The sequence below is a fragment of the Lelliottia jeotgali genome, assembly GCF_016771845.1.
In the GTDB taxonomy this organism is placed as follows: domain Bacteria; phylum Pseudomonadota; class Gammaproteobacteria; order Enterobacterales; family Enterobacteriaceae; genus Enterobacter; species Enterobacter jeotgali.
Genome location: NZ_JAENMQ010000007.1, coordinates 134,028 through 149,533 on the forward strand (window position 1 = coordinate 134,028; position 15,506 = coordinate 149,533).

A 15,506-nucleotide genomic window follows, 5' to 3' on the forward strand; every position below is an offset into this window, starting at 1 on the left:
GGAGTCAGGAATGAAAGTAACACTGCCAGAGTTTGAACGTGCTGGGGTTATGGTTGTCGGTGATGTGATGCTGGACCGCTACTGGTACGGGCCGACCAGCCGCATCTCCCCGGAAGCCCCGGTCCCGGTCGTCAAAGTTGATACCATCGAAGAGCGTCCTGGCGGCGCGGCCAACGTGGCGATGAACATTGCTTCTCTCGGCGCGCATTCGCGTTTGGTGGGGCTGACCGGCATTGACGATGCGGCGCGCGCGCTCAGCAAAACGCTGGCCGACGTGAACGTGAAGTGTGATTTCGTTTCTGTGCCGACGCACCCAACCATCACCAAACTGCGCGTACTCTCCCGCAACCAGCAGCTGATCCGCCTCGACTTTGAAGAAGGTTTTGAAGGCGTCGATCCTGAGCCGCTGCACGAGCGTATCGCGCAGGCGCTGGGCAGCATTGGAGCGCTGGTGCTGTCTGATTACGCCAAAGGTGCGCTCGCCAGCGTGCAGCAGATGATTGCACTGGCACGTAAAGCGGGTGTGCCGGTGCTTATCGACCCGAAAGGCACCGATTTCGAGCGCTATCGCGGCGCGACGCTGCTGACGCCAAACTTGTCTGAATTTGAAGCCGTCGCAGGCAAGTGCAAAACTGAAGAAGAGATCGTTGAGCGCGGGATGAAAATCATCGCTGATTTCGACTTCTCCGCACTGCTGGTGACGCGTTCTGAGCAGGGTATGACGCTACTGCAACCGGGCAAAGCGCCACTGCACATGCCGACGCAGGCACAGGAAGTTTACGATGTGACCGGTGCCGGTGACACGGTGATTGGCGTGCTGGCAGCGACGCTGGCGGCGGGTAATTCGCTGGAAGAAGCGTGCTATTTCGCGAACGCGGCTGCGGGCGTGGTCGTCGGTAAACTCGGTACTTCTACCGTTTCACCCATCGAGCTGGAAAATGCGGTGCGCGGTCGTGCGGATACCGGTTTTGGCGTGATGAGTGAAGACGAGCTGAAAACGGCCGTCGCGGCGGCGCGTAAGCGCGGCGAGAAAGTGGTGATGACCAACGGCGTGTTTGACATTCTGCACGCGGGCCACGTCTCTTATCTGGCGAATGCGCGCAAGCTCGGCGATCGTCTGATTGTCGCGGTGAATAGCGATGCCTCGACCAAACGTTTGAAGGGTGAAACGCGTCCGGTGAATCCGCTAGAGCAGCGTATGATTGTGCTCGGCGCGCTGGAAGCGGTCGACTGGGTGGTCTCGTTTGAAGAAGATACGCCGCAGCGTTTGATTGCGGGCATCCTGCCGGATCTGCTGGTGAAAGGCGGCGATTATAAGCCGGAGCAGATTGCGGGCAGTGAAGAGGTCTGGGCCAATGGCGGAGAAGTGATGGTACTCAACTTTGAGGACGGGTGTTCAACCACCAACATCATTAAGAAAATCCAGAAAGACAGTCAGTAACAATGGAGTGTGAGCGGCCTTATGCCCTCACCCCGACCCTCTCCCACGGGAGAGGGAGCAAATACGAACAACGGCAACCGAGGTTGCCGTTTAGTTTTGCATCAGATTTGTAGGCCGGGTAAGGCGCAGCCGCCACCCGGCTTTTTTATGCCTGATCGACCGGTGGGATCGCAGGTGCTGGCTTCACTTCGGCAGGCTGGCTGCGGTTTTCCAGCTCGGTCAGACGCTGTTCCAGCAGCGCCAGCTTTTCGCGGGTGCGCAGCAGAACCTGAGTCTGTACGTCGAACTCTTCACGGCTCACCAGATCAAGACGCGTCAGCTGCGATTGCAGTACCTGACGGATTTTCTTCTCGACGTCATCGCCAAACTCACGAATGCCTTTCGGCATGGATTCATGAACCTGACGGGCAATTTGTTCAATTTTTTTCGGGTCAATCATGGTCGTTTCCCTTGATTAGAAGGTGCTAGCGAACATTGTAGCGCGTTCCCTCCGATCTTTTGCACAAAATCATTCGAGGTGCATCAAGGCGGCAAGCCTGAAAATCCCCTGGAGCATAGTTAACTATGTGACGGGGGTTTGAGGGCGCAGCCAACGCAGAGGCAACTCGAAGGATGAAGTGCAAAACCAGAATGATTTGATGCTTATGCATTGCCCAGCATAATCAATAGCGTTATAGTTATCTCGCTTATTCTCAGGGCGGGGCGAAATTCCCCACCGGCGGTAAATCAGCCTTGCGCTGAAAGCCCGCGAGCGCTTTGGGTGAAAACTCAAAGGTCAGCAGATCTGGTGTAATTCCAGAGCCGACGGTTAGAGTCCGGATGGGAGAGAGTAACGATCAAGTCGGGCGAGGCCCGCTCACGTTATTTTTTTGCCGCTTACGCGGTGCTCCTAAGACTGCCCTGATTCTGGTAACCATAATTTTAATGAGGTTTTTTTACCATGAATCAGACGCTACTTTCCGCTTTTGGCACCTCTACCGATCGTGTAGAGCTTGCACTGACCGCACTCCGTGAACATCGCGGTGTGATGGTTCTCGATGACGAAGACCGTGAAAACGAAGGCGATATGATTTTCGCCGCAGAAACCATGACCGTTGAACAGATGGCGCTGACCATTCGTCACGGCAGTGGCATCGTGTGTCTTTGTCTGACCGACGAACGTCGTAAACAGCTCGATCTGCCGATGATGGTCGAAAATAACACCAGCGCATTCGGTACCGGTTTTACCGTGACTATCGAAGCCGCGCACGGTGTGACCACCGGCGTTTCTGCCGCTGACCGTCTGACGACCGTTCGCGCAGCCACCGCTGACAATGCGAAGCCATCAGACCTGAACCGTCCTGGTCACGTTTTCCCACTGCGCGCGCAGCCGGGCGGCGTGTTGACTCGCGGCGGCCACACTGAAGCGACCATCGACCTGGTGACGCTGGCAGGCTTTAAATCTGCGGGTGTTCTGTGTGAACTGACCAACGACGATGGCACGATGGCGCGCGCGCCGGAGTGCATCGAGTTTGCGAAGAAACACAATATGGCTGTGGTGACCATTGAAGATCTAGTGGCTTACCGCCAGGCGCACGAACGTAAAGCCAGCTAAATAAAAAACGCCGGGTTATCCCGGCGTTTTTTTATCCAATTCCCGCTGTTTGTAGCAGCACCAGACTTAATCCCATCACCGACATTCCACACAGCACGCCGTAGCTAGGGTTATTGTTCGGGTCGATCTCTTTCGCCAGCGGCATCAGCTCGTCAACCGACAGCGCGACCATAATCCCCGCCACCGCTGCCATAATCGCTGCCATCACCACCGGGGAGATCATACTGCCCAGAATCAGCCACGCCAGCACGCCGCCTAAAATTTCCGCCAAACCCGAAATCCCGGCCCAGAACACCGCCGTGCGTTTTGAACCCGTTGCCGCATAAATCGGGCCTGCCACCGCCAGTCCTTCAGGAATATTGTGCAATGCAACCGCCACGGCAATGCCGAAACCCAGTTCCAGGTTATTGCTGGCTGTCACGTAGGTGGCGACGCCCTCCGGGAAGTTGTGCAGGCTGATGCCGAGAGTAAGCAAAATGGCCGTGCGTTTGATGTTGCCGTGCGACGGTTTGACGCTTTTCTGCATCAAATCCTGCGGATGGGCGTGGGGCAGCATGCGGTCGAGACCGAAATAGCCCAGCAGACCCACGACGAACATGCCGTAGCCTAGCATCGGCGACATGCCCTCGGTGCCGAGCGCCGCGGGCAGCATCTCCATCAGGGAGATCAGCAGCATAATCCCGGCGGCAAAGCCGAGAGAAAACGCCAGCACGCGGTTCGAAGGCTTCTGCCCGAGCACGCCAAGAATCGCACCAATGAAGGTGGCGGCACCCGCAAGTATCGTCAGAATCAAGGGTACTGACATTCAACGCTCCTTATGATAATGATTCTCATTAATGCTAATGATTAATCTGCTGCAAAGCGAGAGGGCATTCCCGGCTTTACAGTTTTCTTACATTCAAATTTTCTGAAGATCTTCATCACGCTTATCTGAGTTCATGTTATGCAGATAGCGGGTAATGTAGTGACATTAAACAGACACCCTATGTAAGGATATCACCATGACTTCTTCTCGTATGCCAGCACTGTTTTTGGGCCACGGTAGCCCGATGAACGTCCTGGAAGATAACGTCTATACCCGCGCCTGGCGTCATCTCGGCGAGACGTTGCCACGTCCGAAAGCGATTGTGGTGGTGTCTGCGCACTGGTTTACCCGTGGAACCGGCGTGACGGCTATGGAAGCACCGAAAACTATTCACGATTTTGGTGGTTTCCCGCAGGCGCTGTATGACACGCATTACCCGGCACCGGGCTCGCCTGCGCTTGCTCAACAGCTGGTTGATTTGCTGGCCCCGATTCCTGTGACGCTGGATAAAGAGGCCTGGGGCTTCGACCACGGCTCCTGGGGCGTGCTGATCAAAATGTACCCGGAGGCCGACATTCCGATGGTGCAGCTGAGTATCGACAGCACCAAACCGGCAGCGTGGCACTTTGAGATGGGCCGTAAGCTGGCAAAACTGCGCGACGAAGGCATCATGCTGGTCGCGAGTGGTAACGTGGTTCACAACCTGCGCACGGCGCGTTGGCACGGCGAAAATACGCCTTACCCGTGGGCGACGTCGTTCAATGATTTTGTGAAAGAAAATCTCACCTGGCAGGGGCCGACGGAACAGCATCCGCTGGTGAATTACATGGATCATGAAGGCGGTTCGCTTTCTAACCCAACGCCGGATCACTATCTGCCGCTGTTGTACGTACTGGGCGCGTGGGACGGCAGTGAGCCTGTCACCGTACCGGTGGATGGTATTGAAATGGGAAGTCTGAGTATGCTTTCCGTGCAGGTGGGCTAAAAGAAAGCCCGGTGGCGAGGTAAAAGCAAAACGGTAACCCAAGGGTTACCGTTTTAGTGTTTATTCCCTCTCCCCAGGGTGAGGGCATCAGGCCGCACAACCCGGCGCAAATACTCACTCCACAAAAATATGCGGATAGAAGCGTGACAGATCCTGGGTGATCAGTGCGCGATCTTCGCGGATGCCAATCCCGGCAGGCTGATCGTTGATCAGCCAGCTGCCAATCAGCACATAGCTGTCGCCAAATTTCGGCAGGGGATAGAACTCCTGCACAATCATCCCTTCTTCGCCGTACGGGCCTTCGGCCGCTTCCAGGGTTTTGCCGTTTTCAATAATCGAAACGTTGGCCCCTTCGCGGGAGAAGATTGGTTTGATGACGTACTTATCCATCGGCGGATAGTCGTCTTCGGCGAAATAGGCGGGCAGAAGGTTAGGATGGTTCGGGAACATCTCCCACAGCATCGGCAGCAGCGCTTTGTTGGAGATAATGCTCTTCCAGGCCGGTTCCAGCCAGCGAACGCCCGCGTCCTCCAGCTTGGTGGAGAACACTTCGCGCAGCATGTATTCCCACGGATAGAGCTTGAACAGGTTGCTAATTACCTGGTCCTGAGTATCCGTGAACTGACCGCGCTCGCCTAAACCGATATCTTCGATGTACAGGAATTCTGTCGCCACTTCCGCTTCGGCTGCGCAATCTTGCAGATATTGCACCGTACCGCGATCTTCAACGGTGTCACGGCAGCAGGCCAGATGCAGATAATTAAACCCGTGCTGCTCGCGCAGTTCCGCGAAACGCTCGATCAGCTTCTCCTGCAGGGAGTTGAACTGGTCGCTGCCTTCCGGCAGGTTGCCCGCCGCAGCCTGATCTTCGAGCCAAATCCACTGGAAGAAGGCCGCTTCGTACAGCGAGGTCGGCGTATCAGCGTTGTTTTCCAGCATCTTAGGATCGCCCACGCCGTCCCACGCCAGATCGAGGCGCGAGTAGAGGGAAGGCTGGTTAGTCTGCCAGGCGTGGCGCACAAAACCCCAGGTGTGTTTAGGAATGCGGAATTTGGTCATCAGCTCATCGCTGGCAACCACCTTTTCCACCACCTTCAGGCACATCTGGTGCAGTTCGGCGGTCACCTCTTCCAGCTTTTCTACCTGGGCGAGGGTGAGCTTGTAGTAGGCATCTTCACACCAGTACGGTTCGCCGTACATGGTGTGGAAGTTAAACCCGTATTCGGTGGCTTTTTCGCGCCAGTCCGGGCGCTCGACAATACTGACTCGTTCCATTATCAGCCGCCCATTGAGCGAGAAGTGGAACCTGTCGCGCTACGCTGCATGGTGGACTGTTTGGCAACAGATTCGCCAAAGCCACCGCGCGTGACGGTGCTGGTGGTCGCAGGTTTTGGTGCCATCGCGGATTTTGGTACTGTCGCGGTACGGCCAGGGGTTGCCGCGCCGTAGTTTTTGCCGCTCGCATCGGTGTACTTACCGTACGCCGGGCTGGACGGATTTTTGGAGCTGAACAGCGGCTGCTGCTGGCCCATACCGCCGCCCATCATACGGCCCATCATGTAACCCGCCATCAGCGGCATCCAGAAGCTGCCGCTGGACTGTGCCTGCGCCTGATTTTCTGGCGCCATGCCAGCCTGAGCCGGTGCCTGCTGGCACTGACCTTCACCGAACTCGGCGATACAGTCTTCACGGGTGGCGTATTTCGGCGCCGTACGCTCTGCTTCTTTCAGGGCATTGTTGTAGGCAGTGGTACATTCCGCACTTTTACCGGTGGCTGACGAGCAGTCATCGGCATTCTGATACATCGATACCGTTTCATCGGATTGTTCACAGCCTGACAGCATAAAGATGGCGGTAAACGCCAGGGCGACAGGAGTGAGATGGCGCGCGTTCCAGTTTTTGCGGAACGAAGCGTGATTAATCGATTTTGTCCGTTTCATTTTTGTCTTCCAGGACCCAGTGGTAGAACGAAGTAAATAAGGCTCAGGATAGAGGATGAGTGGTCGAAAATGAAGCGCAGAGGGGCAAACGGGGGGATCTTTACGTTGGCTTACGTTTGGATGTGATTTCGCGCCAGGTGGCGCTGTGCTTACCCGGCCTACACGAAGGTAGGCCCGATAAGCACAGCGTTATCGGGCAAAACTTAATTGCTACGGAACGGGTTGTTGCCGGAACCACTTGTAGAGGTTGTGCGAGCTGCGGCTGGCTGAGCGGCAGGTGCTGCGCTGTTGGCCATATTGCCGTCTGCGTTAGCGTCCTGCTGTGGGTTTTCTGGCGCAACGCTTTCAGGCGTTGTAGAAACCGGTTTACCCAGCGTGCTGTTCAGCATCTGCAGGTCTTGCTCGTTCAACGTACCCAGCGCTGATTTAATATTCAGCTGGTTAATCAGGTAGTTGTAACGTGCGCTGGAGAGCTGTTGTTTGGCGTTATACAGCGTGGTGGTCGCGTCTAACACGTCAACAATGGTACGTGTACCGACTGAATAACCGGCTTCCATCGCGTCAAGGGAGCTTTGCGCAGACACAACGGCCTGTTTGTAAGCATTGATGCTGCTGATGGACGCATTCACGTTGTTAAAGGAAGAACGCACGGTCTGCACGACGTTGCGGTGCGCGCTTTCAAGCTGCTCGCTGGCACCAACAAAGTTGTACTGCGCCTGTTTCACCTGAGAGTTAACCATCCCGCCCTGATACAGAGGCAGAGAGAAGTTCAGGCCGATTTTGTTCTGACCCATGTTGCTGTCATCGTACTGGGACGTATTGGTTTTTGAGCCGCTGTAGCTGGTATCAGAAACGCCCGTTGATGCGGTCAGGCCTACCGTTGGCAGATGGCCATCCTGTGCCTGGCGAATTTGCTCGCGCGCCAGATCCTGGCTCAGACGAGCCTGCAGCAGCGCCAGGTTACGGTTTTCGGCTTCTTTCAGCAGGGCGTTAACTGCCTGCGGTTTGTCCGTCTTGAAGTTATCGACGTTCAGGGAGGCCAGCTCAGGGTAGTAATTGCCGGTCACCTGACGCAGAGATTCAAGTGCGTTGTCCAGATTGTTACGGGCAGTCACTTCGTTCGCCAGCACGCTGTCGTACTGTGAACGGGCGTTCTGCACATCAGTGATCGCCACCAGACCCACGTTAAAGCGCTGGGTGGTTTGATCCAACTGACGGTAAATCGCCTGTTTCTGCGCTTCGGTGTAGGAGAGCGAATCAATCGCGCTCAACACGTTGAAGTACGCGGTGGCGGTGTTAAGGATCAGCGTTTGCTGATCGGTCTGATAGGTCACGTCCTGAATACCGGCGCTTTTTTCCTGCAGGGAGAGCGCGCGCCATTTGGACATATCAAACAAGGTCTGCGTTAACTGCAGGGATGCGCTGGTGGCGTTGGAGTTCACGCCGTTAGCATCGCGGAATCCATTGCTGTAGGTATAATCTGCACCTAAACCCAATTGCGGCAGCAGCGGGCTACGTGCTTCATTAATTTTTTCGAACGCAGCATCACGGTCGGCGGCTGACTTACGCAGCTCAGGGTTGCCCAGACGTGCTTGCTGATAAACCTGTAACAGGTTTTCTGCCTGGCTCATCGCGCTGAAGCCCGTCAGGCTCAGGCCGATAAGGATGGGGAGCAATTTCTTCATTTGCATTCCTTGTTGTGAAGCAGTATTAGCGCTGATCTAATTAAAAATAATTGCCGATTCTAACAGAATCATCCACACCAAAAGGTTGGCGTTACGTGCCATCTGGCGGTAATTTGCACCAATCTATCATATAGCCTGTAAAACGGCAGCCAAACAGCCTTGAAATTCATGATTTCAACACAATTGTGACCAGGATACCGCCATGCAGAAACCAGATAAGTTGCCAGTGACTTTCACCAAAAACGATGTAGAAATTATTGCACGGGAAAAGCTTTATAGCGGTTTTTTTTCACTGGAACTTTACCGTTTCAGGCATCGGCTGTTTAACGGTGAAATGAGCGGCGAAGTCCGACGCGAAATTTTTGAGCGCGGGCATGCCGCAGTCTTGCTACCCTTTGACCCAGTGCGTGACGAAGTGGTATTGATTGAACAGATTCGAATTGCCGCCCTGGATACCAGCGAAAGCCCGTGGCTGCTGGAGATCGTCGCCGGGATGATCGAAGAGGGCGAAACGCCGGAAGATGTCGCCCGCCGCGAGGCACAGGAAGAAGCAGGGCTGACTGTGGGCCGAACCAAACCGGTGCTGAGCTACCTGGCAAGTCCAGGCGGAGCCAGCGAGCGCTCTTCTATTTTTGTGGGTGAAGTGGACGCCACGACCGCGCAAGGTATTCACGGTCTGGCAGATGAAAACGAAGATATTCGTGTTCATGTGGTGAGTCGGGAGCAGGCTTATCAATGGGTCAATGAGGGGAAAATCGACAACGCAGCGTCTGTCATCGCATTGCAATGGCTCCAGCTGCATTATCAAGACTTACGAAAAGAGTGGAAAAAATGAAGCGTTATACACCTGACTTCCCAGAAATGATGCGCCTGTGCGAGACCAATTTCGCGCAATTACGTCGTCTGTTGCCGCGTAACGATGTGGCCGGTGAAACGGTGAGCTATCAGGTGAGCAATGCGCAATATCGCTTAACGATTACAGAGTCCACTCGCTACACTACGCTGGTCGAAATTAAGCAAACGGCCCCGGCCGTCAGCTACTGGAGCCTGCCGTCGATGACTGTCAGGCTCTATCATGACGCGATGGTGGCTGAAGTGTGTTCAAGTCAGCAGATCTTTCGCTTCAAAGCGCGATATGATTATCCTAATAAAAAGTTGCATCAACGCGACGAAAAGCATCAAATTAACCAGTTTTTAGCTGACTGGCTAAGATATTGTTTAGCACATGGAGCAATGGCGATTCCGGTTTGTTAGCGTCATAAACCTACCTAAGGACACCATTTGGAAAGCCTGTTGAACCTGACTGTTGCTGGTGGGGCGCCAGTCAGGATATTACAAATTACTGATACTCACCTGTTCGCCGAAAAGCATGAAACTTTGCTGGGGGTCAACACCTGGGAGAGTTATCAGGCTGTACTTGATGCCATTCGCGTCGAAAATCGCGATTGCGATTTGATTGTCGCGACGGGTGATTTGGCACAAGATCAAAGCGCTGCGGCCTATCAGCATTTTGCTACCGGGATCGCGAGCTTTAGCGTGCCTACCGTCTGGTTGCCCGGTAACCACGACTTCCAGCCTGCCATGTACAGTGCGCTTCAGGAAGCGGGTATCTCACCGGCCAAGCGCGTGTTCGTGGGCGAGCACTGGCAAATTCTGCTGCTTGATACGCAGGTGTTCGGCGTGCCGCACGGTGAGCTGAGTGATTTCCAGCTGGAGTGGCTTGAGACTAAACTCTCTGACGTGCCGGAAAGACACACTCTGCTGTTACTGCACCATCATCCGCTTCCGGCGGGATGCAGCTGGCTCGATCAGCACAGTCTGCGCAACTCGGCTGCGCTGGACCGCGTTCTTGCGAAATACCCGAACGTGAACAACCTGATCTGCGGGCATATTCACCAGGAACAAGATCTCGACTGGAATGGCCGCCGTTTGCTGGCGACCCCGTCAACCTGCGTGCAGTTTAAGCCGCACTGCGACAACTTCACGTTAGATACCATTGCGCCCGGATGGCGCTGGCTGGAACTCCACGCCGATGGCTCGCTGAGTACGGAAGTGTGTCGCCTGGAAGGGGCAAAGTTCCGTCCAGATACCGCTTCAGAAGGATACTGATGTCTACGCTCCTCTACCTGCATGGGTTTAACAGCTCCCCGCGTTCTGCAAAAGCCACCCAGTTTCGCCAGTGGCTCGGCGAGCATCATCCGCATATTGAGATGATTGTCCCGCAATTGCCGCCATACCCGGCGGATGCCGCAGAAATGCTGGAGTCCATCGTAATGCAACACGGTGGCGAATCCTTCGGCGTGGTGGGCTCATCGCTGGGCGGCTACTACGCCACCTGGCTGTCGCAATGCTTTATGCTGCCTGCCGTTGTGGTCAACCCGGCTGTACGCCCATTTGAGCTGCTGACGGAGTTTCTCGGCCAAAACGAGAACCCCTACACCGGACAGCAATATGTGCTAGAGTCACGCCATATTTACGACCTCAAAGTGATGCAGATAGACCCTCTGGACGCGCCGGATCTCCTCTGGCTGCTGCAACAGACGGGCGATGAAGTGCTGGATTACCGCCAGGCGGTGGCGTATTACGCCTCTTGCCGCCAGACTGTAGAAGAGGGCGGAAACCATGCTTTCACGGGCTTTGAGAATCATTTCACCCAGATTGTCGATTTTCTTGGGCTGCACAGTCTCTGACAATCAATGCGAATTGCTAGCTAAATCATGACGCAAACCTATAACGCTGATGCCATTGAGGTACTCACCGGGCTTGAGCCGGTTCGCCGCCGCCCTGGGATGTACACCGATACCACGCGCCCAAACCATCTGGGCCAGGAAGTAATTGATAACAGCGTCGATGAAGCGCTGGCAGGCCATGCCAAACGCATCGACGTCATTCTGCACGCCGACCAGTCGCTCGAAGTGATCGACGACGGGCGCGGTATGCCGGTTGATATCCACCCGGAAGAGGGCGTTCCAGCCGTTGAGCTGATCCTCTGTCGTCTGCACGCGGGCGGTAAATTCTCCAACAAAAACTACCAATTCTCTGGCGGCCTGCACGGCGTGGGGATCTCGGTGGTCAACGCCCTGTCTAAGCGCGTGGAAGTGACCGTGCGCCGCGACGGCCAGGTCTACAACATCGCCTTTGAAAACGGCGACAAAGTACAAGAACTTCAGGTTATCGGTACCTGCGGTAAACGTAATACCGGGACCAGCGTCCATTTCTGGCCAGACGAAAGCTTCTTCGACAGCCCACGTTTTTCCGTTTCGCGCTTAACGCATATTCTGAAAGCGAAAGCGGTGCTGTGCCCTGGCGTTGAAATCACCTTCAAAGATGAAGTGAACGGCAGCGAGCAGCGCTGGTGCTATCAGGATGGTCTGAACGACTATCTGGCGGAAGCCATCAACGGCCTGCCGACCCTGCCGGAAAAACCGTTCCTCGGTAACTTCTCTGGCGATACGGAAGCGGTCGACTGGGCGCTGCTGTGGCTGCCTGAAGGCGGCGAGCTGCTGACAGAAAGCTACGTCAACCTGATCCCAACCATGCAGGGCGGTACGCACGTCAACGGTCTGCGTCAGGGTCTGCTTGATGCGATGCGTGAGTTCTGCGAATACCGTAACATTCTGCCGCGCGGCGTGAAGCTGTCGGCGGAAGATATCTGGGATCGCTGTGCGTATGTGCTGTCGGTCAAAATGCAGGACCCGCAGTTTGCCGGGCAGACCAAAGAGCGTCTCTCTTCGCGTCAGTGCGCGGCCTTCGTCTCCGGCGTGGTGAAAGACGCCTTCAGCCTGTGGCTGAACCAGAACATTCAGACCGCAGAAATGCTGGCTGAAATGGCGATTTCCAGCGCCCAGCGCCGTATGCGCGCGGCGAAGAAAGTGGTACGTAAAAAGCTGACCAGCGGTCCGGCGCTGCCGGGTAAACTGGCCGACTGCACCGCACAGGATCTTAATCGCACCGAGCTGTTCCTCGTTGAAGGTGACTCGGCGGGCGGCTCTGCCAAGCAGGCGCGTGACCGCGAATTCCAGGCGATCATGCCGCTGAAAGGCAAGATCCTCAACACCTGGGAAGTCTCTTCCGATGAAGTGCTGGCCTCGCAGGAAGTGCATGACATTTCTGTGGCGATCGGTATGGACCCTGACAGCGACGACTTAAGCCAGCTGCGTTACGGCAAGATCTGTATCCTCGCGGATGCGGACTCCGATGGTCTGCACATCGCCACTCTGCTGTGTGCGCTGTTCGTGAAACACTTCCGCGCCCTGGTCAAGAACGGTCACGTTCACGTGGCTCTGCCGCCGTTGTACCGTATCGATCTCGGCAAAGAGGTCTATTACGCACTGACGGAAGAAGAAAAGGCGGGCGTGCTTGAGCAGCTGAAACGCAAGAAGGGCAAACCGAACGTGCAGCGCTTTAAAGGTCTGGGTGAAATGAACCCACTGCAGCTGCGTGAAACCACGCTGGACCCCAATACCCGCCGTCTGGTGCAACTGGTGATAAGCGACGAAGACGAACAGCAGACCAACGCCATGATGGATATGCTGTTAGCCAAGAAACGTTCTGAAGATCGACGCAACTGGTTGCAGGATAAAGGCGACATGGCCGATATCGAAGCCTGATGCCCTCACCCTAACCCTCTCCCACAGGGAGAGGGGATCGATCGTAGGCCCGGTAAGCGTAGCGCCACCGGGCTTTTTTACATCAAAAATCCATCTTCACCGTAAACTGCACTTCGCGCGGATCGCCAATCTGGTTGCCCAGGTTATTGGTGCCAATCGACGACGTGTAGTAGGTCTTATCAAACAGGTTTTTCACGTTCAGCTGCAGCGTCACCGGATACTGTAACTTCAGCTTGTAGGCCGCAAAGGCGTCGGCGACAAAATAGCCCGGTAAATAATAATCCGCGCCGTTAGTAGCCGAACGACGGCTCACGCCATGCCCGCCACCACCCAGCGTCAGGGTATTTCCGCCGATCACGTTTTGAATGTCATAGGTCAGGAACAGAGAACCCGTATGACGCGGGACGTTGGGCAGCGGTTTGCCCGCGTAGTCCGGGTCTTCCAGCACTTTCGCGTCCGTGTAGCCATAGCTGGCGATCACGTTGGTGTTCTCGGTCAAACGGCCCGCCAGATCCACTTCCACGCCCTGAGAACGCACGCGTCCGGCGGTTTTCGCGACCGTCTCATCACCCACGCTTTCGGTGTACAGCACGTTGCGCTTGTGAATATCAAACAGCGCGATATTAGCGGTAATCCCGTCGAACAGATCAAACTTGGCACCCACTTCGTAGGCATTGGACGTTTCCGGCGGCAGATTGCCAATGTAGCTGGCGATAGACGACTGCGGCATAAACGTCTGCGAGTAGTTGGCGAACAACGACACTTGCGGCGTCAGCTTGTAGACCAGGCCCGCTTTCGGCGTCCACTGGTCGTCGCGGCTGTCGGTATTGACGTTAAACGGACGGCCTTTCCCCGCATACTGTGTGTAAGACTGATAGCGCAGGCCGGTCACCGCGATCCATTTATCCGTCAGATACAGCGCATCCTGCACGTAGGCGGAATAACTTTCCTGCTTGATGGTCTGGTCGCTGTCGGATGCCGACACCGTCGTACATTTGCCCAGATTGCCGTAGGAAGGATTGTAGATATTGAAATCTTTAACGTTCTTACAGCGGATCATATCCGTGCGCAGCAGATCGTAATTCTCGTACGACACCCCGGTCAGGATCTCATTGTAAAACCCGGCAATATCGACGTTGCCCTGCAGATCCGCGCGGGTCGAATGCATGCGCTGGGTCGAACCTTGAGTGGCGTCCACACGGCGGGTCAGGTTGCCGGTGGCGGAGTCATAGGCCATCACGCGGGCCTGGTTATCCGTGTATTTATCCTGGCTAAAGCTGTAGTCGAATTTGGCGGTCCACTGGCTGTTCAGGCGATATTCGGCGTTCAACTGAGCCAGATCGGATTCACCGTCGGTGATGTTGAACGGCTCGTCAAAGCGCGTTTTGCGATCGACATTCACCGGCTGCTTGGTCGTCAGATCGAAGATCGTCCCGCGATCGAACGGGGTCTGATAATCGCGGTGGGAATAGAGCACCGTGACGGTGGCGTCATCGCCAAACCAGGTCAGGGACGGCGCGATAAACGTGCTGCGCTCTTTGCCGAAATTACGCCAGTAATCTTCTTTCTGATATTCCCCCGTCAGGCGATAGGCCAGACGCGTGCCTTCAATCGGGCCGGTCACGTCGAACTGTCCGGTCCCGCCACCGAAGCTGGTGGAGGTCGCGGAGATCGACCCGCCGAACTGTTGCTCCGGGCGCTTGGTCACCACGTTAATAAGCCCGCCCGGGTCGAGAATGCCATACAGCGTCGACGCCGGGCCTTTCAGCACTTCGACGCGCTCCGTCGAGGCGTTAAAGCTGCGAGGCAGCACGGTGCGCAGGCCGTTGGTCATGATCGACCCGTCGCGGTTAGCCCCAAAACCACGGCGCACAAAGGCATCCTGCGTGCCACCAAGCGTGTTGGTTTGGACTACGTTGCTGACGTTATACAGCGCTTCGTCGAGCGTCGTAGCGTGCTGATCTTCCAACACCTGATCGCTCACGGTATTCACCACCTGCGGAATATCCAGCATCGGCATGTTGGTGAGCGTGGCGGTGGAGGTGTTCAGTGGCTGATAGCCATTGGTCGCCTCTGTTTTTGCGGAAGTATCAGCGGTGACGGTCAGCGTTTCGCCGTCTTTCGCGGTGGCGCTGTCTGCCGCCTGCGCCATCGGAGCGAGGAACAGCAGTGAAAAGAGCACGCGCCCTTTAATCCCAGAGAATGAAGGTGTGAACTTAGCCATTAAATCTGTTTTCCCGAAATACCTGCGAATGCTCGCCGGTGAAGATGGTGTGTCATTGCCCGTAAAGCGCTACCCGTTTGCCAGTGCGGTATCGGGTATGTAATTGAGAATCATTCAATCATGCGGCAATGTAGTAGTAAATGGAAAAAAGCAAAATTCGACTACAGTAAAAAAACGCCAGATTCACGTGCGCGTTTAAAACGTTAACGTCATGAAAGTAGG

General features: G+C 55.5%; 14 protein-coding genes and 1 riboswitch. Of the genes, 8 read left to right on the forward strand and 6 right to left on the reverse strand.

What is annotated here, in order from left to right:
- Positions 1–10: 10 nt before the first annotated feature.
- Positions 11–1,441, forward strand: a complete 1,431-nt coding sequence (gene hldE, locus JBO43_RS14615; protein WP_095283408.1) for a bifunctional D-glycero-beta-D-manno-heptose-7-phosphate kinase/D-glycero-beta-D-manno-heptose 1-phosphate adenylyltransferase HldE — start codon at positions 11–13, stop codon at positions 1,439–1,441.
- Positions 1,442–1,586: 145 nt separating this feature from the next.
- Here the strand turns inward: hldE and ubiK are convergent, their stop codons facing one another.
- Positions 1,587–1,880, reverse strand: coding sequence for a ubiquinone biosynthesis accessory factor UbiK (gene ubiK / locus JBO43_RS14620; RefSeq protein WP_095283407.1), 294 nt, complete (start codon positions 1,878–1,880; stop codon positions 1,587–1,589).
- A 245-nt stretch (positions 1,881–2,125) separates the two neighbouring features.
- A riboswitch (FMN riboswitch) is annotated at positions 2,126–2,276 on the forward strand.
- A gap of 105 nt (positions 2,277–2,381) precedes the next feature.
- Here ubiK and ribB point away from each other — a divergent pair.
- Positions 2,382–3,035, forward strand: a complete 654-nt coding sequence (gene ribB / locus JBO43_RS14625) for a 3,4-dihydroxy-2-butanone-4-phosphate synthase (protein WP_095283406.1) — start codon at positions 2,382–2,384, stop codon at positions 3,033–3,035.
- A 31-nt stretch (positions 3,036–3,066) separates the two neighbouring features.
- Here ribB and zupT read toward each other — a convergent pair whose 3' ends face one another.
- Complete coding sequence (gene zupT, locus JBO43_RS14630; RefSeq protein WP_095283405.1) at positions 3,067–3,840, reverse strand: zinc transporter ZupT; 774 nt, start codon at positions 3,838–3,840, stop codon at positions 3,067–3,069.
- Between the two features lie 196 nt (positions 3,841–4,036).
- Between zupT and ygiD the strand changes: the two genes are divergently transcribed.
- On the forward strand, positions 4,037–4,825 hold the full coding sequence (ygiD, locus tag JBO43_RS14635) for a 4,5-DOPA-extradiol-dioxygenase (RefSeq protein WP_103946989.1): 789 nt from the start codon (positions 4,037–4,039) through the stop codon (positions 4,823–4,825).
- 114 nt (positions 4,826–4,939) lie between these two features.
- Here the strand turns inward: ygiD and JBO43_RS14640 are convergent, their stop codons facing one another.
- The 3 genes from JBO43_RS14640 to tolC form a co-directional block, all read right to left on the reverse strand.
- The gene (locus tag JBO43_RS14640; RefSeq protein ID WP_095283403.1) at positions 4,940–6,100 is read right to left on the reverse strand and encodes a glutathionylspermidine synthase family protein; all 1,161 of its coding nucleotides are present in this window, start codon (positions 6,098–6,100) and stop codon (positions 4,940–4,942) included.
- A gap of 2 nt (positions 6,101–6,102) precedes the next feature.
- Positions 6,103–6,765, reverse strand: coding sequence for a DUF1190 family protein (locus tag JBO43_RS14645; protein WP_095283402.1), 663 nt, complete (start codon positions 6,763–6,765; stop codon positions 6,103–6,105).
- Between the two features lie 203 nt (positions 6,766–6,968).
- Positions 6,969–8,450, reverse strand: a complete 1,482-nt coding sequence (gene tolC, locus JBO43_RS14650) for an outer membrane channel protein TolC (RefSeq protein ID WP_095283401.1) — start codon at positions 8,448–8,450, stop codon at positions 6,969–6,971.
- Between the two features lie 202 nt (positions 8,451–8,652).
- On the opposite strand from tolC, the gene nudF reads away from it, so the two are divergent.
- The 5 genes from nudF to parE are packed head-to-tail and all read left to right on the forward strand — an operon-like array spanning position 8,653 to position 13,060.
- Positions 8,653–9,285 (forward strand): ADP-ribose diphosphatase, encoded by a 633-nt coding sequence (gene nudF, locus JBO43_RS14655; RefSeq protein ID WP_202674593.1) that lies wholly within the window; start codon positions 8,653–8,655, stop codon positions 9,283–9,285.
- Positions 9,282–9,704, forward strand: a complete 423-nt coding sequence (locus JBO43_RS14660; protein WP_095283399.1) for a DUF1249 family protein — start codon at positions 9,282–9,284, stop codon at positions 9,702–9,704. The genes nudF and JBO43_RS14660 overlap by 4 nt, the downstream gene beginning before the upstream one ends.
- 27 nt (positions 9,705–9,731) lie before the next feature.
- Positions 9,732–10,559: a 3',5'-cyclic-AMP phosphodiesterase gene (gene cpdA / locus JBO43_RS14665; RefSeq protein ID WP_095283398.1), complete on the forward strand. Its 828-nt coding sequence runs from the start codon at positions 9,732–9,734 to the stop codon at positions 10,557–10,559.
- The gene (gene yqiA / locus JBO43_RS14670) at positions 10,559–11,140 is read left to right on the forward strand and encodes an esterase YqiA (protein ID WP_095283397.1); all 582 of its coding nucleotides are present in this window, start codon (positions 10,559–10,561) and stop codon (positions 11,138–11,140) included. Before cpdA ends, yqiA begins: the two co-directional genes overlap by 1 nt.
- A 27-nt stretch (positions 11,141–11,167) precedes the next feature.
- On the forward strand, positions 11,168–13,060 hold the full coding sequence (gene parE, locus JBO43_RS14675; protein WP_103946985.1) for a DNA topoisomerase IV subunit B: 1,893 nt from the start codon (positions 11,168–11,170) through the stop codon (positions 13,058–13,060).
- 82 nt (positions 13,061–13,142) lie between these two features.
- Here parE and JBO43_RS14680 read toward each other — a convergent pair whose 3' ends face one another.
- Positions 13,143–15,284: a TonB-dependent siderophore receptor gene (locus tag JBO43_RS14680; protein WP_202674594.1), complete on the reverse strand. Its 2,142-nt coding sequence runs from the start codon at positions 15,282–15,284 to the stop codon at positions 13,143–13,145.
- Positions 15,285–15,506: the final 222 nt, after the last annotated feature.